The organism is Hydrogenophaga atypica (assembly GCF_042665215.1).
In the GTDB taxonomy this organism is placed as follows: Bacteria; Pseudomonadota; Gammaproteobacteria; order Burkholderiales; family Burkholderiaceae_C; genus Hydrogenophaga; species Hydrogenophaga defluvii_A.
Map to the genome: position 1 here is coordinate 1 of NZ_JBHTCA010000012.1, position 19,988 is coordinate 19,988.

Sequence of the window (19,988 nt, forward strand, 5' to 3'; positions counted from 1 at the left end):
GTGGCCGTCGTGGCTGATTCGCCGCCGGGCCGCCCCAAGGCGGCGTCAGCCCCCTTGGGGGGCAGCGACCCGCGCAGCGGTGGAGCGTGGGGGCTTGGGTTCATGTCCAGAAGTCTTTGCGGCACAGGCCACGGGCGGCGCAGAAGTCGCAGGCGCGGCCCTCGCCCAGTGCGGGCATGGGGGCGCCGGCGGCCACGCGGTCCATGTCGTGGGGCAGGCCTTCACGCAAGGCGTCGCGGGCGGCCAATACTTCGGTTTGTTCCAGCCACGCGGCGCCGGCCGCGCCTTCGCCCAGCGACAGGTAGGCGGCGCGCAGCGTTTCTTCGGGCAGCAGCGCGGCGTAGAAGGCGAGCTGCGTGTCTTCCATGGGGTGCTTGATGCGCTCTTCGGTGCTGGCGCGGGTCTCGGTCTTGTAGTCGATGACCACGGCCATCGCGCCTTCGGGGCTGGGCTGGCGGTCGATGCGGTCGAGCTGGCCGCGGATGCGCCAGCGCCCCAAGGTGGCCTCGCGGTCCACCTCGGCCACATCAAAACGCGGACCGGCCTGGCCCGGTCGTTCCTCGTAGCCGTGGAGCCAGCCCAGGTAGCCGTCGCGCATGCTGGGCCAGGCGGCTCGGAAGGGCAAAAAGGCGGCTGCGTCCAACCCCATCTCGGTGGCCACCTGTGTGGCCAGCGCGTCGATGGCGGCGCGGTCGCCGTCCACCTCACGCGGCTCGGGCCGTTGTTCGTGAAAGGCCTTGAGCACGCGGTGCAGCCAGTTGCCCATGTCGCGTTTGTCGGGCGCGTCGTCCAACTCGGGCAGTTCGCCCAAGCCCAACTGGCGCAGGGCAAAAAAGCGGTAGGGGCACTCGCGCAAGTCGCTGTAGGCGCTGGCCGAGAGGCTGGCGGGCAACAGACTCGGTGCGCTGGGCTGTGGGGGCGTCAACACCGTGCCGGTCAACGCACGGGGCACACGTGGGTCGGCCGCGTTCTGGTGGCCCAGCGTTTGTTGCGCCTGCTGCACCTGCACCACCCACGGGCTGGGCAACACGGGTTCGTCACCTTCGTGTTCGCGCCACAACACATGCACGCGGGGTTGGCACAACAGCTGGTCCCAGGCGGCGCGGGCCGAGGTGGCGAGTGCCTCGCGCCCGGGCAGGCCCAGCAGGCTGCGCTGGTCTGGCGTCCATTGGCCGGGTGGCTCCGGAGCGGCGCTCAGGTGAAGGTCGTCGCAGCCGGCGGCCACCACCGCGCCAAACGGGCGCGCCAACATCTGCGCCGTGGGCAACACCACCACGGGCGCACCCGGCGGCGACAAGGGCACAAAGTTGGCGGCCTCCAGCACGTCGCGCACCCAACTGGTGAATGCCGACAGACTCAGCTTGCGGGTGGCGGCCAGCAGCCAGTCGGCGTGCACCGCCGCGCCGTCTTCGGGCAGCCAGAGCGCTTTGAGCACCGCCTGCCCAGCGCGGTCGGTGGCCAGCTCGTCCCACAGGCCCCAATGGCGCATTTGGGCCGCGAGGTCGCGCAGCCAATCGGCCAGCCCACGTGGCGCCTGCAAGGCCTCGAAACAAGTTGCCATGCCTTCCGGTAGAGCCGCCAGCTGCGCTTCGCTGGCACACACCGCAGCCCAGCTGGCCATTTCGTCGCGGCGCCACCGGCGTTCTAAGCGGTCCACCTGGGCGCCCCGCCAGCAGGGCATGTGCTTGAAAGCGTCCAGCACCTCGTCGGTACTGGCGCGGGGTGAGCAGGCCCGCAGCACCGCCACCAGCCGGGCCGCCGCGTGGCTGGTGGACAAGCGCCAGCCGGTTTCGTCGCGCACAGGCAAGCCAGCGCCTTGCAGGTAGGCGCTGATGCGGCGGGTGAGCACACGGTCCTGCGCCACCAGCGCCACCGGCGTGTGCCCCGCGGCGATCTCGGCCAGCACACAGGCGGCGGCACGCTGGGCCTCGTCCTGGGCGTCGGCGCAGCTGTGAAGCGCGACGTGGTCGACCGCCTGGTCTGCGACCATGGCCAGGGGCTGGCTCAGGCCCCGCTCGCCCCAGGCCGACACCAAGGCCTGCCCAAGGGGGTCGGGCAACATGCCCTGCAGCAGCACCAGCGCGTCCAGGCCCTGCCCTGGCAGAGCGTGTTGCCACACCACGTCGGTGGCGAAGCTGCTGTGGCCCACCCATTCCAGGGCCACCGCTTGCACCAAGCCCTCCCAGGCCGCGACGCCGCCGGGTAACAAACCGGCGAGGCCGTCCCGCTGCTGGCTGGCCCAACCGGCGCGGGATGCAGGCTGCACGGCGCTGGCCAACGGCGCGAGCTGGGCGGCCGCATCCAGCAGTTGCTCGACCAGGGCCGGCGCCAAGTCGGGTGGCAGGCGCCCACCGGCGGCCTGCTCCAGCAGGCGCTGGGCCAACACGCGGTTGCGCGCCGCGTCGGCGCTGTGGTCGAGTTCGCTGGGCTCATGGGGCCCCAGTTGCTGCGACCAGTTGCGGGTGGTCTCGAAACGGGGCACAAAACCACCCTGGGCACCCACATGCTCGCGCCATGCCTGGCGGACCTGGGCCATCAGTTGCGCGTAGGGCACCAGCACCAGGCTGCGCCCGGCGTGGGCATCGCAGCGCCGCAGGTGCTGCCGCATGGCCGACACCTGTTCGACCCAGTGGCCCACAAGGCGGTTGGAGGGCCCCGCCAGGGGTGCCGTCATGGAAATACGCTTTCTGTCACAATGACGCCACTTTAACTGCTAGACACCTGCTCCCCAGAGGCAAAACCATGGCCAGCGACCTGATCAAACACGTGACCGACGACAGCTTCCAGACCGATGTGCTCCAGGCCAGCGGCCCGGTGCTGGTGGACTTCTGGGCCGAGTGGTGCGGCCCCTGCAAGATGATCGCCCCCATCCTCGACGAGGTGGCCGGCAGCTACAACGGCAAACTGCAGATCGCCAAGGTCAACGTGGACGACAACCGCGCCGTGCCGGCCCAGTTTGGCATCCGCGGCATCCCCACGCTGATCCTCTTCAAGGACGGCCAACCGGCCGCCACCAAGGTGGGCGCATTGAGCAAGGCGCAATTGACCGCCTTCATCGACCAGCAACTGGCCTGAGCGCCCTTCTGCGTCACCCCGCCCGGCCGCCGCTGCCGGGCGCCTTTTTCCTGTCATAATTTCACCCATCGCCGGACAGCACACCTCAGCTTCGTTGCTGCCAGCCGCCGAGTCGTGAGTCGGGACCTCCCCGCTGCCTCACACCCCTCCCCCGATTTTTTTCTGCACTCCTTCACGGAGTTCACCCCATGCACCTGAACGAACTCAAGGCACTGCACGTGTCTGAAGTGCTCAAGCAAGCCGAAGCACTCGAAATCGAGAACACCGGCCGCATGCGCAAGCAAGAGCTGATGTTTGCCATCATCAAGAAGCGCGCCAAGGCTGGTGAGCAGGTTTTTGCCGATGGCGTGCTCGAAGTGCTGCCCGACGGCTTTGGCTTCCTGCGCAACATGGACACCAGCTTCACGGCGTCCACCGACGACATCTACATCTCGCCCAGCCAGATCCGCCGCTTCAACCTGCACACCGGCGACATGATCGAAGGTGAAGTGCGCACGCCCAAGGACGGCGAGCGTTACTTTGCGCTCAACAAGCTGGACGCCATCAACGGCCTCTCGCCCGAGCACAACAAGCACAAGGTGATGTTCGAAAACCTCACGCCGCTGTTCCCCAAGGAACAGATGAAGCTGGAGCGCGACATCAAGACCGACGAGAACATCACCGGTCGTGTGATCGACATCATTGCCCCCATCGGCAAAGGTCAGCGCGCTTTGTTGGTGGCACCGCCCAAAAGTGGCAAGACGGTGATGATGCAGCACATGGCCCACGCCATCGCTGCCAACCACCCGGAAGTGACGCTGATGGTGCTGCTGGTGGACGAGCGCCCCGAGGAAGTGACCGAGATGCAGCGCACCGTGCGCGGTGACGTGATCGCCTCCACCTTCGACGAACCCGCCGCCCGCCACGTGCATGTGGCCGAGATGGTGATCGAACGCGCCAAGCGCCTGGTCGAACTGAAGAAGGACGTGGTCATCCTGCTGGACTCCATCACCCGCCTGGCCCGTGCATACAACAACGTACTGCCCTCTTCCGGCAAGGTGCTGACCGGTGGCGTGGACGCCAACGCCCTGCAGCGCCCCAAACGCTTCTTCGGCGCCGCCCGCAACGTGGAAGAAGGCGGCTCGCTGACCATCATCGCCACCGCCCTGGTGGACACCGGCAGCCGCATGGATGAAGTGATTTTTGAAGAGTTCAAGGGCACCGGCAACTCCGAAGTCCACCTGGACCGCCGCCTGTACGAAAAACGCGTGTTCCCCTCCATCCAGCTCAACCGCAGCGGCACGCGTCGCGAAGAGTTGCTGCTGCAGCCCGAAATCCTGCAGAAGACCCGCATCCTGCGCCAGTTCATGTACAACATGGACGAGATCGAGGCGATGGAAATGGTCTTGAAGAGCATGAAGCAGACCAAGAACAACTCCGAGTTCTTCGAAATGATGCGCCGGGGCGGCTGAAAAATCAGTGCCCCACGCTCCGCCGCTGCGCGGGTCGCTGCCCCCAAGGGGCTGGGCCTTGCTTGGGGCGGCCCGGCGCGGCGGCCAAAACGTCATATAATCCAAAGCTTTGCTTAGCGGCAAGTACGGCGGAAACGGTTTTCGTCGCGGCTGTCGCACCTGAACAGAAAGAACCGCCATGAAAGAAGGCATTCACCCCAACTACCGCGACGTCTGCTTCGTGGACCTGTCCAACGGCTTCAAGTTCGTGACCCGCTCCTGCGCCAACACGAAAGAGATGATCAAGATGGAAGACGGCCGCGAACTTCCGCTGTACAAGCTGGACACCTCCAGCGAGTCGCACCCCTTCTACACCGGCACGCAAAAGAGCGTGGACACCATGGGTGGCCGCGTCGAGAAGTTCCGCAACCGCTTCGCCCGTGGCGGCGCCGCTGCCAAGTAATTTCTGCCCAACCGGGCCGAACACCCAAAAAGCCGGATGCGTCCGGCTTTTTTTGTGCCCGCTCTCAATCGTATATTGACGCCGTGAACCAACCCTCCCCCGCCATCGTTGCCCAGGCCGCCGTGCGCCGATTGCCACGCTTGGCCCTGCTGTTGTTCTGCCTGGCCTATCTGCTGCCCGGCTTCTTCGGCAGAGCGCCCTGGAAAAACGACGACGTGGCTGCTTTTGGCGTGATGTCGGGCATGGCGCAGGGTCAGATGTCGTGGTGGGAGCCGCAGATTTTGGGCCGGGCGCTGGAAACACCGGCCCTGCTGCCCTACTGGTTGGGCGCGTGGTCCATCCAGGCCCTGCCCTTCTTGTCGGCAGAAACCGCGAGCCGCCTGCCTTTCCTCGCGTTGCTGGCCTTGACGCTGGTGGGCACCTGGTACGCGGCCTACCAACTGGCGCGCCAGCCACAGGCGCAGCCGGTGTCCTTTGCCTTCGGCGGCGAAGCCAGCCCCACCGACTACGCCCGCACCCTGGCCGACGCGGCTTTGCTCGCGCTGATCGCGTGCCTGGGTTTGGCCCAGCTGTCGCATGAAACCACACCGGCCCTCGCCGGCCTGGCGTGTGCCGCATGGTTGGCCTATTCAAGCGCTCGCCTGGTCGCAGGTGACGCCCGGCAGCGGCGCAACGCCGCACTGATGTGGGTACTGGCCACCTGGGGCATGGCCTTTTCCGGCACGCCCATGCTGGCTGCCGCGCTGGGCCTGGGCCACCTGGGCCTGCTGATGCTGCTGGCCCGCCAGGCGTCACCCACCCAAGCGGACCGTGCGGAGAACGCGCCTCCGTCCACAGGTCTGGTCATCGGTCTGACCTTCTCGACCGTGGCGGCGGCGTGGACAGGCCTCACGGTGGTGGGCGTTGACCCCTTCGGGCGCTACTGGGGCCCCCCCGACAGCCTGGCGGACTGGCAAAGCCTGGCACGGCTGCTGGCCTGGTTCACCTGGCCCGCCTGGCCACTGGCACTGTGGACCTTGTGGCGCTGGCGCCGGCAGCTGCGCAGCCCCCACGTGGCGCTGCCGTTGTGGTCGGTGATCGCCCCGCTGGTGTCGAGCACCTTGCAGAACGGCAACGAACGGGCGCTGCTGGCGGCCCTGCCCGGCCTGGCCTGCCTGGCGGCGTTTGCTTTGCCCACGCTCAAGCGCAGTGTTTCGGCGCTGATCGACTGGTTTGCCCTGCTGTTTTTCACCAGCTGTGCGGCCGTCATCTGGGTCATCTGGCTGGCCATGATGACGGGCACCCCGGCCAAACCCGCCGCCAACGTGGCCCGCCTGGCACCCGGATTTGAACCCAGCTTCTCATTCGTCCTGCTGGTCCCTGCGCTGTTGGCCACCGCCGCCTGGGTGTGGCTGCTGGCCTGGCGCGTGGGCCGGCACCGCGCGGCGCTCTGGAAAAGCCTGGTGCTGCCCGCAGCCGGCAGCACCCTGTGCTGGCTGCTCCTCATGACACTGTGGCTGCCCTTGCTCGATCACGGCCGCAGCTACGGCCCGATGGCCCACCGCATGGCACAAGCGCTGAAAGAAGACAAAGGGTGTGTGTTGGTGCACGGCCTCACGCAAGGCCAGATCGTTGCGTTGCAACACCACGGTGGCCTTGCCCTGCAGCGGCTCAGTACCTCGGCCAATGGCTGCAATGCGCTGGTGGTGTCGCCGCAGGCCTTGACCGGCCTGAGCCAGCACGTGAGCCTGGCCGACTGGGACTTTGACCAAGCGGTGCCCCGCTTGAACGACCGCAAGGAAACCCTGCTGATCTACCGGCGCAACGACGAGTCCTCGGAGCCCTGAGACTCAGTCGGCCGTGCCGTTCACGCGCACCCGCTGAGCGGGCACGGCAATCGTGAACACCGAGCCCTTGCCCAGCCTGCTGTCTATGCGCAATTGGGCGCCGTGCCGTTGCACCACGTGTTTGACGATGGCCAGGCCCAGGCCCGTGCCACCCGTTTCACGCGAACGGCTTCGGTCCACGCGGTAAAAGCGCTCGGTCAGGCGCGGCAGGTGTTCGGCCGCAATGCCCGGCCCGGTGTCTGCCACCGCCAGTTCGGCGCCACCGTCTGGCAACAGGCGCCAACCGGCCGACACCTGCCCCCCCGCGGGCGTGTAGCGCACGGCGTTGCTGAGCAAGTTCGAGACGGCGCTGTGCCACTCGTTGCGGCTGCCCACCAAACGTGGGGCCGGCCCAAATACCCGCACCAGCACATGCGAGCCCTGCGCCAACACCTGTGACAAGGCACGCGCCTCGTCCATGGCGGTGTCGAGCAGCTCGCCGGCATCAAAACTCTCGCCCGTGCCCGGCACCGGGCTGCCCTCCAGGCGTGACAGCGTGAGCAGGTCGTTCACCAGCGTCTGCATGCGTTCGGCCTGCTGCGCCATCAAGCCCAGGTACCGCGCGCGGTCGGCTTCATCCAGAGGCAGGTGCTGCATGGTCTCCACAAAGCCGCTGAGCACCGTCAGCGGCGTGCGGATTTCGTGCGACACATTGGCCACGAAGTCGCGTCGCATGGTCTCGGCCTGCTGCAACGCCGTCACGTCGCGCGACAGCAGCAACATGCGGCCATCGGCATAAGGGTGAACCTGAACGGAAATGCGTTGCGGCGGCTCTTGCAGGTAATCGCGTCCGGGAATCTCGACCGGGCCGGAAAAATCGCCTGCGCCCAGGTAGGCGGTGAAGCCGGGATCGCGCACGAGATTCTTGATGATCTGCTGCACATCGCGTTTGCCATCGATGCCCAGATGTTGTGCGGCGGTGAGATTGCACCAGACGATGTGCCAGCCGGCATCCAGCAGCACCACCCCGTTGGGTGATGCCTGCATGGCCTCCAGAAACTTCGCCAGCTTGGCTTCGCTGTCGGCCGCCTGCCGCGTGAGCTTGAGCAAGGCTTTGCGAGCCCGCTCCCCCACCTCGGCCCAGACGGCACCCACTGCGGGTGGTGTGCTGGGTTCGCCACGGCTGAGCCAGCGCAGCACCAGCCCCGCGCGCAGGTTGTCCAGAGCGACCCAGAGCAGCGCGCCCGCCACCGCACCACTGACAGCCAGCATCAGCGAACCCGTGTAGACACCCCAGCCGGCGCCCACCGACACCAGCGCCACCAACTCCAGCGTGCGACGGATCATGCGAGCCTGGTCATGTGGGCGATGCCGCCGCCTGCGGGCTGTCGGACGCAGCCACCTTGGCTCGCACGGACTGCACACTGAGGCGGTAACCGGCACCGCGCACGGTCTCGATCAGCGCGCCACCTTCACCCAGCGATTCGCGCAGACGCTTGATGTGCACATCCACCGTGCGCTCCTCGATGTAAACGTGGTCGCCCCAGATTTTGTCGAGCAGGCTGGCGCGGGTGTGCACGCGCTCGGCGTGTTTCATGAGGTAGTGCAGCAGCTTGAACTCGGTCGGGCCGACCTTGAGTTCCTGGCCGTCGTAGCTGACGCGGTAGGTCGCGGCATCCAGCACCAGCGGGCCCACTTGCACCGAGTCGTTGACGATCTGCGGCGCGCGCCGACGCAACACGGCGCGGATGCGCGCCAGCAGCTCCTGGGTCGAAAACGGCTTGGTGATGTAGTCGTCGGCCCCGGCGTCCAGGCCCTGCACCTTGTCCGACTCATCACTGCGTGCGGTGAGCATGAGAATAGGCACGGTTTTGGTCCGCTCGTGGCGGCGCCACTGGCGGGCCAGGCTGGCACCACTTTCGCCGGGCAACATCCAGTCGAGCAGGATGACATCGGGCAACACGGCATCGACCTCGCGCTGGGCGGCCTGGCCGTCAAACACCACGGTGGGTGCAAAGCCGTTGTGGCGCAGGTTGACGGCGATCAGTTCGGCAATCGCCGGCTCGTCCTCCACCACCAGCACACGGGGCAGCTTTCTCATTGGGCCAGCCTCTCCAGCGTTTCCATGGAGGTGTGGCGCACGTCCTCGCCCTTGACGATGTAGATGATGGACTCGGCGATGTTTTTCGCGTGGTCGCCCACACGCTCAATCGCCTTGGCCAGAAACAGCAGGTCCAGGCTGGGGGTGATCTTGCGCGGGTCTTCCATCATGTAGGTGATGAGCTTGCGCAGAAAGCCGTCGTACTCCACATCCACCGCGTCGTCGCCTTTGATGATTTCGATGGCCATGGCGGTGTCCAGGCGGGCAAAGGCATCCAGCGACTTGCGCATGAGCGCGGCGGCCAGGTCGGCCGCCAGGCGCAGTTCGGCGATGGGCAAGGAGCGCGGGGAGCCGTTCTCGATGATGGACTTGACCATGCGGGCGACCTTGGTCACCTCGTCACCAGCACGCTCCAGGTTGGAGGTGGTGCGCGAGATGGCCATGAGGAAACGCAGGTCGCGCGCCGTGGGCTGGCGCCGCGCGATGGTGGAGGTGATGTCGTGGTCGATCTCGCGCTCCATCTGGTTCACGCGGGCTTCGTTCTCGATCACCTGGTTGGCGGTCTCCAGGCTCAGGTGCACCAGCGCGTAGAGCGCCTGGTGCAGCTGCGACTCGACCAGCCCCCCCATCTCCAGCACGCGGGTGGAGACGGTGTTGAGGTCGGCGTCGAACTGGCTGGAAAGGTGTTTGTCGGACATGCTGCAGGCTCCTCGTGTGGCGGGGTTCAGCCGAAGCGGCCGGTGATGTAGTCTTCGGTTTCGGTGCGCTTGGGCTTGAAGAAGATCTGCTCGGTGTCACCGAACTCGATCAGCTCGCCCAGGTACATGTAGGCGGTGAAATCGCTGCAGCGGGCGGCCTGCTGCATGTTGTGGGTCACGATGGCGATGGTGTAGTCGGCCTTGAGTTCGTGCACCAGCTCTTCCACCTTGCCAGTGGAAATAGGGTCCAGCGCCGAGGTCGGCTCGTCGAGCAGCAACACCGAGGGTTTGACCGCCACGCTGCGCGCGATGCACAGGCGCTGCTGCTGGCCACCAGAGAGCGACAGGCCGCTTTGGTTGAGCTTGTCCTTGACCTCGTTCCAGAGCGCGGCCTTGGTCAGCGCCCATTCCACACGCTCGTCCATTTCGCTGCGGCTGAGGTTTTCGTACAGGCGCACGCCGAAGGCGATGTTGTCGTAGATGGACATGGGGAAAGGCGTGGGCTTCTGGAACACCATGCCAATGCGGGCCCGCAGCAGGTTCAAGTCCTGCTTGGCGTCGAGGATGTTTTGGCCGTAGAAGTTGATCTCGCCCTCGGCACGCTGGCCGGGGTAGAGGCTGTACATGCGGTTGAGCGTGCGCAGCAAGGTGGACTTGCCGCAGCCGGACGGGCCAATGAAGGCCGTGACCTTGCGCTCGGCGATGTCCATGCTGACATTGCGCAGCCCCTGGAACTTGCCGTAGAAAAAGTTCAGGTTGCGCACTTCCAGTGCGTTGCGGGTTTCAACAGTGGTGGCGGTCATGAGTGGGCCTTGAGCGTTGTGGGTTGGGCGCTCAGCGGGGAGCGCGGTCGCGGAAGAAGACCCGCGCCAGGATGTTGAGCAAAAGCACGGCCAGGGTGATCAGCAGCGCGCCACCCCAGGCCAGGCGGATCCAGTTGTCGTAGGGGCTCATCGCGAACTGGAAGATCACCACCGGCAGGTTGGCCATGGGTTTGCCCATGTCGGTGCTGAAGAATTGGTTGTTCAGCGCGGTGAACAGCAACGGCGCGGTTTCGCCGCTGATGCGGGCCACGGCCAGCAGCAGGCCGGTGATGACCCCGCTCTTGGCCGCGCGCAAGGTCACGAGGGTCGCCACCTTCCAGCGCGGCGCACCCAGGGCAAACGCCGCTTCGCGCAGGCTGCCGGGCACCAGGCGCAACATGTTTTCGGTGGTGCGCACGACCACCGGAATGGCGATCAGCGACAGCGCGAGGCTGCCGGCGTAACCCGAGAAGTTGCCCACCGTGGCCACCGCAATCGCATACACGAACAGCCCAAGCACGATGGAGGGCGCCGACAGCATGATGTCGGTCACGAAGCGGGTCAACTCAGCGGTTTTGCTGGTGTCGCCGTATTCGGCCAGGTAGACACCGGCCAGGATGCCGATGGGGGTGGACACCAGCACGGTCAGGCCCAGCATCATGAGGCTGCCCACGATGGCGTTGCGCAAACCGCCGCCTTCGGTGCCGGGTGCCGGTGTGTCCTGGGTGAACATCGCCCAGTCGAGCGCGGCAAAGCCGTTGCTGAAGAGGATGAAAAGAATCCACAGCAGCACGATCAGGCCCAGGCCCATGGCGCCCATGGACAGGGTCAGACCCACCGCGTTGGCGCGGCGACGCTTGTTGTAGAGGGCTGGATTGAAGTCCATGTCAGAGACCTTTGGCCTTTTCGGCGCGCGAAATCATGATCTTGGCCAAGCTGAGCACCACAAAGGTGATGACAAACAGCAGAAAGCCCAGCGCGAACAGGGTGGAGAGGTGGAAATCGGCCGCCTCGGCAAATTCGTTCGCCAGGGTGGACGCGATGGAGGTGCCGGGTGAAAACAGCGAGGTGGGCAGCCGGTTGGCGTTGCCAATGACAAAGGTCACGGCCATGGTTTCACCTAAAGCGCGGCCCAGGCCCAGCATGATGCCGCCGATGACGCCCTTTTGGGTGTAGGGCAGGACGATGCGGCGCACCACCTCCCAGGTGGTGCAGCCCAGGCCATAGGCGGATTCGCGCAGGATGGGAGGCACGATTTCAAACACGTCGCGCATCACGGCCGCAATGAAGGGCAACACCATGAAGGCGAGGATGATGCCGGCAGCCATGATGCCCAGGCCCGTGGGCGCACCGCCCACCAGCCAGCCCACCAAGGGCATGCCCCCCAGCAGTTCCTGGGCCGGCATCTGGATGTAATCGGCAAACAGCGGCGCAAACACAAACAGGCCGAACATGCCGTAGATGATGGACGGCACCGCCGCCAGCAGCTCGATGGCGGTGCCCAGCGGGCGGCGCAGCCAGGTGGGGCAGGTTTCGGTCAGGAACAGCGCGATGCCAAACGCCAGCGGCACCGCGATCAGCAAAGCGATGCCAGCGCTCACCAGCGTGCCCACGATGGCGATGGCCGCACCAAACTCCTCGTTGACGATGTCCCATTCGACGTACCAGATGAAGCGCGCACCGAACTTGTGGAAAGTGGGCCAGGCGTTGATCAGCAGCGAGACGATGATGCCCAGCAACGCCAGCAGCACCACCAGCGAGAACAGCTGCGTGATGCGGTGAAAAAAGAAGTCCTGCAAGCGTTGCCGCCGGGCAATCTGCTGCATGCGTTCGCTGCCGTTGTCGGCCAGCACCGGGGGTGCGCTCATGGTGGTTTCCAGGCTCATTCCAGCTCCGTTCAGAGACTCACAACACCAACGCCCGCCGGCCACTGATTCAGGCCAACGGGCGCCGTTACGGACGGAGACTTACTTGTTGTTGATCTGAGACCACACCTTGGTGCGGATCTCGTTGGTCAGCTTGTCGGGCAGCGGCACGTAGTCGAGGTCGATGGCGTGCTGCTTGCCGTTCTTGAAGGCCCAGTCAAAGAACTTGAGCACTTCAGCGCTTTCGGCTTTGTTGGTCGGCTCCTTGTACATGAGGATGAAAGACGCGGTCACCACCGGGTAAGCGGCATCGCCCGGCTGGTTCACCAGCGAGATGCCCATGCCAGGCGCCTTGGACCAATCGGCACCAGCGGCAGCGGCTGCAAAGGTGGCGTCATCGGGCATGACGAACTTGCCGTTTTTGTTCTGCAGCGCCATCACCGGGATGTTGTTCTTTTTGGCGTAGGCGTATTCCACGTAGCCCAGCGAACCCTTGACGCGCGACACGTTGGCGGCCACACCTTCGTTGCCCTTGCCACCCACCGAGGTCGGGGCCGGCCACTTGACGGCAGCGCCCTTGCCCACGGAATCAGCCCAGTCCTTGCTGACGCTGCTGAGGTAGTCGGTCCAGTTGAAGGTGGTGCCCGAACCGTCAGCGCGGTGCACCACGGTGATGGTGGTGTCGGGCAGTTTCTTGCCCGGGTTGAGTGCGGCCAGCTTGGGGTCGTTCCACTTGCTGATCTTGCCCATGAACATTTCGGCCAGCACGGGGCCGGTCACGTTCAGCTCTCCCTTGCCAAAACCTTCCAGGTTGAACACCGGCACGGTACCGCCGATGATGGCGGGGAACTGCACCATGCCGTCCTTGTCCAGGTCTTCACCCTTGACGGGGGCGTCAGATGCACCAAAAGCCACCGTCTTGGCGCGGATCTGGCGGATGCCACCCGACGAGCCGATGGACTGGTAGTTCAGGCCGGTGCCGGTGGCGGCTTTGTAGGCCTCAGCCCACTTGGCGTAAATCGGGAAGGGGAAGGTGGCGCCAGCGCCGGTGATGTCGGCCGCGATGGCGGAACCCATGGCCAGGGTGGCCAGAGCGGCAGCAGCGGCGGACTTGAGCAGGGTGCGTTTCGTGTTCATGAGAATCCTCAGGGTTGCGGATGAAAAACAGACGACAACCGAGACTCTAGGGACGCATTGTGACGACATTGTGACAAGTTCGTGGCCACCAGAAAACAGCTGTTTGACAGCCACAGCCGTCAGCCCGACGCCACGGCCATGCGTCACAATGCCCTTCTTTTCAGGGAACGCGGAGCGCTGCGCTTCGCCACAGCATGCAAAACGGAACCTTATTGGCCGCTGTCGACCTGGGCTCGAACAGCTTTCGACTTGAAATTGGCCGCTTTCACTCGGGCCACATCGAACGCGTCGAATACCTCAAGGAAGCCATACGCCAGGGCAGTGGACTGGACGAAACCCGTGCCCTCACCCCGGCTGCCATGCAACGCGGCTGGGACTGCCTGGCCCGTTTTGGCGAGCGCCTGCAGGGTTTTGGCAAACACCAGGTGCGCGCCGTGGCCACCCAAACCCTGCGCGAAGCCCGCAACCGCGACGAATTTCTGGGGCGCGCCCAGGAACTGTTGGGTTTCCGCATCGAGGTCGTGTCGGGCCACGAAGAAGCCCGGCTGATTTACCAGGGCGTGTCGCGCCTGCTGCCGCAGTCCGACGAACACCGCCTGGTCATCGACATCGGCGGGCGCTCCACCGAGATGATCCTCGGCCAGGGCTTCAATGCCCTGCGCATGGAGTCGTTCCGGCTGGGCAGCGGCTCGTGGTCGCTGCGGTATTTTCCCGGTGGTGAATTCACGGCCGAAGGCTTTCGCACCGCAGAGGTGGCGGCCAAAGCCGTGCTCGATGAGGCGGTCCACACCTTTGCCAAGGACTTGTGGAGCGTGGCCTACGGCTCCTCGGGCACCGTGGGGGCCGTGGCCGAGCTGCTGGCCAACAACGGCTGGCCAGCCGGTGTGGTGGGGCGTGCCGGGCTGGATTGGCTACAAACCCGCCTGCTGCGCGCCGGCCATGCCGACCAGCTCAAGCTCGAGGGCCTGCGCGATGACCGCAAGGCCGTCATCGGCGGCGGCGTCAGCGTGCTGCGCGCCATCTTCGACCTGTTCGAACTGGAACAGCTGCTGCCCGCCCAAGGCGCACTGCGCCAAGGCGCCCTCTACGACCTGATTGCCCGCGAGGCCGATGACACCGACGTGCGCGAACGCACGGTGGGCTGGCTGGCCAGCCGCTTCTCGGTGGACGTGGACCAGGCCGAACGGGTGTGCGCGCTCAGCATGGCTTTGTTTGAGCAAATCGCTTCGCCCGACCCGCTGGCCGGCCGGTTTTCGGCCAAACTGGCCTGGGCCGCCCGCCTGCATGAAATCGGCACCCACATCTCGCACAGCGACGCCCACCACCACGGCGCCTACATCCTCGACCACGTGGATGCGCCTGGCTTCTCCCTGCCCGAGCTGCACCGCATGAGCCAGCTGGTGCTGGGCCAGCGCGGCAAGCTGCGCAAGATGGAGCAGGCCCTGGAAGACGAGTTGTTTGCCAAACAGCTGCTGTGCCTGCGCCTGGCGGTGCTGTTGTGCCACGCGCGCAAAACACCCGACACCAGCACACTCAAACTGGGCTACAAAGGCGGCCATTTCCGCCTGACCGCCAGCAGCGACTGGGCCAAACGTTTCCCGCAATCGGCCTGGCTGCTGCAGGAGGAAGAAGCCGCATGGCAAAAAACCCGTTGGAAGTTCTCGCTGGAATTGAAGTGACCGGCACACATAAACCGTATATACGGTTTACACTGTTTACCGCTTTCATCGCTTTCATTTGTTCCAGAACCATCTGCCCATGACCACCACGCCTCCAGCGCCAGCCAAAAAGGCCGCCATCCCTACCGCTGCCAAAAAAGTGGCCACACCGCCTGCCGCCCGCAAAGCCCTGGCCAAAGCCGTGCCCGCACCCAAGTCTGTGGTCAAAGCCGCCCAGGTGCATGTGGCCGTTGAGGCACCGGTCAAGGCCAAAAAGCCCAAGCTGGTGCGCGACAGCTTCACCATCCCCAAAAACGAATACGAAGCCATCGCCTCGCTCAAGGAGCGCGCCTTGAAGCAAGGCGTGAGCATCAAAAAAAGCGAGCTGTTGCGTGCTGGCCTGATGACGCTGGCCTTCATGCCAGACGCCGCTTTTGCCAAGGCATTGGCCGACGTGCCCACCCTGAAAACCGGACGGCCGGCGGCCAAAAAGGGCAAATAAGCCGGCGCTGGCTTACTGCAATTCGGGCGTCTGAACCGTCACCACCACGGTCTGCTTGACGCCCTCGCGCTCGCGTTGGCGCAGCCACCACACCGCGCCCTTGCGCACCGCACATTCGGGTGCCTGAAGGCCCAACAACTGTGCAATCACCCGGCCCAGCGCGGGCTGGTGGCCCACCACCAGGGTGGCCCCCTTGGCGTCGGGCCACTGCACCAGCTGCAGCAGTTGCTCGGGCGTGCCATCCGGCGCCAGTTCATCGCGCAGGCGGTACTTGCGGCCCAGTGCCACCACAGTTTGTTCGGTGCGCACCGCCGGGCTGGCGTAAATGCGTGCGCCATCAGGCAACTGCCGGTCCAGCCAGTTGGCCATGCGGCTGGCCTGCTTTTCGCCCTTGGGTGTGAGGCGGCGCGCCAGATCGCCACCCAGCTCCAGCTCGTCTTCGGCTTCGGCGTGCCGCCACAGAATCAGGTCCATATCGATCTCCGTCCGCGGTCAGCCCTTGCTGCCGTAGCGTTGCATCAGCGACACCTGGGCCGAATGGTGTGCCGCCGCCCTGCCCTTGGCCGTGGTGCCCGCCTGCGCGCGCACATACTGGCCGTCAGGCTGCAGCAACCAGGCATCGCGGGTGTCGTGCAGGTAGGCGCTGAGGCACTCGTCCATGATGCGCTGGCGCAATGCCGGATCGGACACCGGCCAGGCCAGCTCCACCCGGCGCAGCATGTTGCGGTTCATCCAGTCGGCGCTCGACAGCCAAAGGGCCTCGTGGTCACCGACGCGGAAATAGAACACCCGCGAATGCTCCAGAAAACGCCCAATGACCGAACGCACCCGCACCCTGTCGCTCACACCGGGCAGCTGGGCCGGCAGGATGCAAGCGCCGCGCACAATCAGATCGATCTCCACGCCCTGCTGCGAAGCGTGGGTCAAGGCGCGCGCCAGCGGCTCGTCGGTCAACGCGTTCATCTTGACGATGATGCGGGCCGGGACCCCTTTGGCGGCCTGCTGGGCCGCCGATTCGATGGCATCGATCATGGCCTTGTGCAAATGAAATGGCGCGATCAGCACCTTGTTCAGTTTGGGCAGTCGGTTCTGGCTGGCGAGGTGTAAAAACACTTGGTCCAGATCGTGGGTCAGTGCCTCGTCGGCGGTGAGGTAGCTCAGGTCGGTGTAGAGGCGGGCGGTGCCCGGGTTGTAGTTGCCGGTGGACAGGTGGGCGTAGCGCTTGAGCCCGCCCGCCTCGCGCCTTGTGATCAACATCATCTTCGCGTGGGTCTTGAGGCCCACCACCCCATACACCACCTGCGCGCCCACCGATTCCAAACGCTCGGCGTAGTTGATGTTGGCCTCTTCGTCGAAGCGGGCCTTGAGTTCCACCACGGCGGTCACTTCCTTGCCCCGGCGCACGGCTTCGCGCAGCAGCTCCATCAGCTCGGAGTTGGAGCCGGTGCGGTAAATGGTCTGCTTGATGGCCAGCACATCGGGGTCGTGCACCGCCTCACGCAGCATGGCCAGCACGGCATCAAAACTCTCAAAGGGCTGATGAATCAGGACATCGCCCTGCTGCAATCGGTCAAAAAACGACTGGCCAGGCACCAGTTGCACCGGCCAGCCGGGGTTGTAGCGCTCGAAGCGCAAGGCGGGTGCGTCCACCAGGTCGATGAGCTGCGTCATGCGCACCAGGTTGATGGGGCCATGCACGCGGTACAGCGCCTGCGGCGGCAGCTCGAACTGCTGCAACAAAAAGTCCGACAAAAACTCTGAGCAACCTGCCGACACCTCCAGGCGCAGTGCCTGGCCGTAGTGGCGTTGCTGCAGGCCTTTGCGCAAGGCGGTGCGCAGGTTTTTCACCTCTTCCTCGTCCACCGCCAGGTCAGAGTGGCGGGTGACGCGGAACTGCGCAAATTCCGTGACTTGACGGCCCGGAAACAGATCAGACAGGTGGGCACGCACCACGCTGGAGATCGAAACAAAGTGGCTTTGTTTGGAGCCCTTGACGCTGGGCATCCGAAAGAACCGCGCCAGCACACGCGGCACCTTGACGATGGCGATCTCGTTCTCGCGGCCAAACGCATCGCGCCCCGACAGCCGCACGATGAAGTTGAGCGACTTGTTGGCCACCTGCGGAAATGGGTGTGATGGGTCCAGCCCCACCGGCACCAGCAAGGGCTGGACCTCGCGCACAAACAGATCGCGCACCCAACGGCGCTGGCGCGGGTTGCGTTCGCTGTACGACACGAGTTTGATGCCGCGTTTTTCCAGTAGCGGCAGCACCTCGTTGTTGTAGATGGCGTACTGCTCGGCCACCAGCTGTTTCACCCGCTCGGTGATGGCCAGGTAGGTCGAGGCGGTGGCCGGGCCACGCTGTTCGTTGATCTGGTAGGCGCTCAGGTGGGGGGCGGCCCGCACTTCGAAAAACTCATCCAGGTTGGACGAGACGATGCACAGGTAGCGCAGCCGCTCAAGCAGAGGGACCTCCGAACGCCGCGCCCAGTCCAGCACCCGCAGATTGAACGCCAGAATGCTGTGGTCGCGGTCCAGGAACGGGATCTTGTGGTGTGACGTCGGGGCGGAGGTGGTCATGGGCTGGCGTGAACCGGAGCAACGGGTGTTGCTTTCATTATTTAACGGTCACATGACGTTTATGTGACATCGCCACGACAAACCGTCACACAGCCGATACCCCACTGTCATGTGGCGGCGGCGTGGGCCTGTGCCACACGGGGCGCCAGCCCTTGGGGCGCCCAGTACCGCAGCTCCAGCCGGCCATCCGCATGCTCCACCAGCGCGCTCAGGCTTTCCACCCAGTCGCCGTCGTTGCAGTACAGCGTGCCGTCGATGTGGCGCATTTCGGGCCGGTGGATGTGGCCACACACCACGCCGTCCAGGCCCCGGCGACGGGCCTCGGCTGCCACCGCCTTTTCAAACTGTGTGACGTAGTTGAGCGCCTGTTTGACCTTGTGCTTGAGGTATTGCGACAGCGACCAATAGGGCAAACCCAGCCGCGCCCGCAGCGAATTGAGGTGGCGGTTCAGGCGCAAGGTGAGTTCGTACAGGTTGTCGCCCAGGTAGGCCAGCCATTTGGCGCACTGGATGACGCCGTCGAAATGGTCGCCGTGCACCACCCACAAGCGCTTGCCATCGGCGGTGGTGTGCACCGCCTCCTGCACCACTTCCACGCCGCCAAAGTGGTGGCCGGTGAAGTGGCGGGCAAATTCGTCGTGGTTGCCCGGCACAAACACCACGCGACAACCCTTGCGGGCGCGTTTGAGCAGCTTTTGCACCACGTCGTTGTGGCTCTGGGGCCAGTACCAGCGGCGACGCAACTGCCAGCCGTCAATGATGTCGCCAACCAGATACAGGGTTTCGCTCGGGTGGTGCTTCAGGAACTCCAGCAACGGCCCGGCCTGGCAGCCCGGCGTGCCCAGGTGCAGGTCGGAAATGAACACCGCGCGCAGGAGTGGCTGGGTCGGTTCCTCGCCCTCTGCCGCATCTTCCCCCTGGGCCACTCCGGGGCTGCGGGGCGAAGCCGCTTTGGCGCCCCCACGGCCGGTATCTGCCCAGGTGCGCGCCATGGCCTCGAAGGCGTGTGGGCCGACACGCATCAGACGCCCAGAAAGTGCTTGCGGTAGCGGGCCGGCAAATCCTGGATACGCATCATCATGGGCAGGTCGGCGGCGTTGAAGTCGGGGTCCCACGCCGGGGCACCCAGCACCTTGGCGCCCAGGCGCAGGTAGCCCTTGATCAGGGCCGGCGGCTCCACATCCAGTGTGTCATCGAGCTGTTCCACCGGCAGCGGCAGGCGCGGGCGCACGTGGTATTCGATGGACGCCAGGTGGGTGCTGCGCAACTGGCGCCAGATGCTGGCCGCCGCGTGGCCGCCGCCCACCATGCCGTGGGGGCCCTCGTGCTGCATGGGGATGCTGGCGCAGCCGATCATGGTGTCAAGCTGGTTGCGCACCATGAACTCGGCCAGCGCGCCCCACAAGGCCATGATGACGCCGCCATGGCGGTGGTCCTTGTGCACACAACTGCGGCCCAGCTCCACCATGCGCTCGCGCAGCGCGCGCAGGCGGGTGAGATCGAACTCGGTGTCGCTGTAGGTGCTGCCCACGCGCTGGGCCTGGGCCGGGGTGAGCACGCGGTAGGTGCCCACGACCTGACCGTGGGTGGTTTCGCGCACCAACAGGTGTTCGCAGTAGTCGTCAAACAGGTCCACATCGTGGCCAGGCACGGTCTTGGGCAGGCGGGCGCCCATCTCGTCGGCAAAAACGCTGTGCCTCAGGCGCTGCGCTGCACGAACTTCATCCAAATGGCGCGCCCACGAGACCTCAATCCCTGCGGCGGCACGGACGGGCTGAGCCCCGGGGACCAGCGCTTGAAACGGATGAAGTGACCCCCGTGGCAGTTGCAGGGGTGAAAAATCCATGGTGGGGGTGGGCAGCTCTTTCATC

The 19,988-nt window shown here is 65.4% G+C and carries 18 protein-coding genes; 6 read left to right on the top strand and 12 right to left on the bottom strand.

What is annotated here, in order from left to right; translation table 11 throughout:
* Positions 1 to 100: 100 nt before the first annotated feature.
* On the bottom strand, positions 101 to 2,674 hold the full coding sequence (locus tag ACFQPB_RS14700; protein ID WP_382224728.1) for a PD-(D/E)XK nuclease family protein: 2,574 nt from the start codon (positions 2,672 to 2,674) through the stop codon (positions 101 to 103).
* Positions 2,675 to 2,742: 68 nt separating this feature from the next.
* On the opposite strand from ACFQPB_RS14700, the gene trxA reads away from it, so the two are divergent.
* The 4 genes from trxA (at position 2,743) to ACFQPB_RS14720 (ending at position 6,794) form a co-directional block, all read left to right on the top strand.
* Complete coding sequence (trxA, locus tag ACFQPB_RS14705; RefSeq protein ID WP_382201537.1) at positions 2,743 to 3,075, top strand: thioredoxin TrxA; 333 nt, start codon at positions 2,743 to 2,745, stop codon at positions 3,073 to 3,075.
* A gap of 188 nt (positions 3,076 to 3,263) precedes the next feature.
* A complete protein-coding gene (gene rho / locus ACFQPB_RS14710) occupies positions 3,264 to 4,526 on the top strand; it encodes a transcription termination factor Rho (RefSeq protein ID WP_382201535.1) in 1,263 nt (420 codons plus the stop codon).
* Positions 4,527 to 4,704: 178 nt separating this feature from the next.
* Positions 4,705 to 4,968, top strand: a complete 264-nt coding sequence (locus tag ACFQPB_RS14715) for a type B 50S ribosomal protein L31 (protein ID WP_382224730.1) — start codon at positions 4,705 to 4,707, stop codon at positions 4,966 to 4,968.
* 83 nt (positions 4,969 to 5,051) lie between these two features.
* Entirely contained in the window at positions 5,052 to 6,794 is a 1,743-nt protein-coding gene (locus ACFQPB_RS14720) for a hypothetical protein (RefSeq protein WP_382224733.1), read from the top strand.
* A 3-nt stretch (positions 6,795 to 6,797) separates the two neighbouring features.
* On the opposite strand, the gene phoR is transcribed toward ACFQPB_RS14720, so the two are convergent.
* The 7 genes from phoR to pstS all read right to left on the bottom strand — a co-directional run bounded on the left by phoR (position 6,798) and on the right by pstS (position 13,377).
* Positions 6,798 to 8,120, bottom strand: a complete 1,323-nt coding sequence (gene phoR, locus ACFQPB_RS14725) for a phosphate regulon sensor histidine kinase PhoR (protein ID WP_382224736.1) — start codon at positions 8,118 to 8,120, stop codon at positions 6,798 to 6,800.
* 10 nt (positions 8,121 to 8,130) lie between these two features.
* Entirely contained in the window at positions 8,131 to 8,874 is a 744-nt protein-coding gene (phoB, locus tag ACFQPB_RS14730; RefSeq protein ID WP_382201527.1) for a phosphate regulon transcriptional regulator PhoB, read from the bottom strand.
* Positions 8,871 to 9,572, bottom strand: coding sequence for a phosphate signaling complex protein PhoU (gene phoU / locus ACFQPB_RS14735; RefSeq protein ID WP_382224739.1), 702 nt, complete (start codon positions 9,570 to 9,572; stop codon positions 8,871 to 8,873). The genes phoB and phoU overlap by 4 nt, the downstream gene beginning before the upstream one ends.
* A 26-nt stretch (positions 9,573 to 9,598) precedes the next feature.
* Positions 9,599 to 10,375, bottom strand: coding sequence for a phosphate ABC transporter ATP-binding protein PstB (pstB, locus tag ACFQPB_RS14740; RefSeq protein ID WP_382201523.1), 777 nt, complete (start codon positions 10,373 to 10,375; stop codon positions 9,599 to 9,601).
* Positions 10,376 to 10,406: 31 nt separating this feature from the next.
* Positions 10,407 to 11,261, bottom strand: coding sequence for a phosphate ABC transporter permease PstA (gene pstA / locus ACFQPB_RS14745; protein WP_382224742.1), 855 nt, complete (start codon positions 11,259 to 11,261; stop codon positions 10,407 to 10,409).
* 1 nt (position 11,262) lies between these two features.
* Complete coding sequence (gene pstC, locus ACFQPB_RS14750) at positions 11,263 to 12,243, bottom strand: phosphate ABC transporter permease subunit PstC (protein ID WP_382201520.1); 981 nt, start codon at positions 12,241 to 12,243, stop codon at positions 11,263 to 11,265.
* 99 nt (positions 12,244 to 12,342) lie between these two features.
* Complete coding sequence (gene pstS, locus ACFQPB_RS14755) at positions 12,343 to 13,377, bottom strand: phosphate ABC transporter substrate-binding protein PstS (RefSeq protein WP_382224745.1); 1,035 nt, start codon at positions 13,375 to 13,377, stop codon at positions 12,343 to 12,345.
* 194 nt (positions 13,378 to 13,571) lie between these two features.
* Between pstS and ACFQPB_RS14760 the strand changes: the two genes are divergently transcribed.
* Together ACFQPB_RS14760 and ACFQPB_RS14765 are read left to right on the top strand one after the other, a co-directional pair.
* Positions 13,572 to 15,056: a Ppx/GppA phosphatase family protein gene (locus ACFQPB_RS14760; protein ID WP_382224747.1), complete on the top strand. Its 1,485-nt coding sequence runs from the start codon at positions 13,572 to 13,574 to the stop codon at positions 15,054 to 15,056.
* Between the two features lie 79 nt (positions 15,057 to 15,135).
* Entirely contained in the window at positions 15,136 to 15,537 is a 402-nt protein-coding gene (locus ACFQPB_RS14765) for a hypothetical protein (RefSeq protein ID WP_382224750.1), read from the top strand.
* A 12-nt stretch (positions 15,538 to 15,549) separates the two neighbouring features.
* Here the strand turns inward: ACFQPB_RS14765 and ACFQPB_RS14770 are convergent, their stop codons facing one another.
* From ACFQPB_RS14770 to ACFQPB_RS14785, 4 genes are all read right to left on the bottom strand, one after another.
* Positions 15,550 to 16,011 carry a SixA phosphatase family protein gene (locus ACFQPB_RS14770; protein ID WP_382224753.1) on the bottom strand — a complete coding sequence of 154 codons (462 nt, stop codon included), beginning with the start codon at positions 16,009 to 16,011 and terminating at the stop codon, positions 15,550 to 15,552.
* Positions 16,012 to 16,029: 18 nt separating this feature from the next.
* The gene (gene ppk1 / locus ACFQPB_RS14775; protein ID WP_382224756.1) at positions 16,030 to 18,117 is read right to left on the bottom strand and encodes a polyphosphate kinase 1; all 2,088 of its coding nucleotides are present in this window, start codon (positions 18,115 to 18,117) and stop codon (positions 16,030 to 16,032) included.
* 107 nt (positions 18,118 to 18,224) lie between these two features.
* Positions 18,225 to 19,139, bottom strand: a complete 915-nt coding sequence (locus ACFQPB_RS14780) for a UDP-2,3-diacylglucosamine diphosphatase (protein ID WP_382224759.1) — start codon at positions 19,137 to 19,139, stop codon at positions 18,225 to 18,227.
* Positions 19,139 to 19,987, bottom strand: coding sequence for a GNAT family N-acetyltransferase (locus ACFQPB_RS14785; protein ID WP_382224761.1), 849 nt, complete (start codon positions 19,985 to 19,987; stop codon positions 19,139 to 19,141). The genes ACFQPB_RS14780 and ACFQPB_RS14785 overlap by 1 nt, the downstream gene beginning before the upstream one ends.
* Position 19,988: the final 1 nt, after the last annotated feature.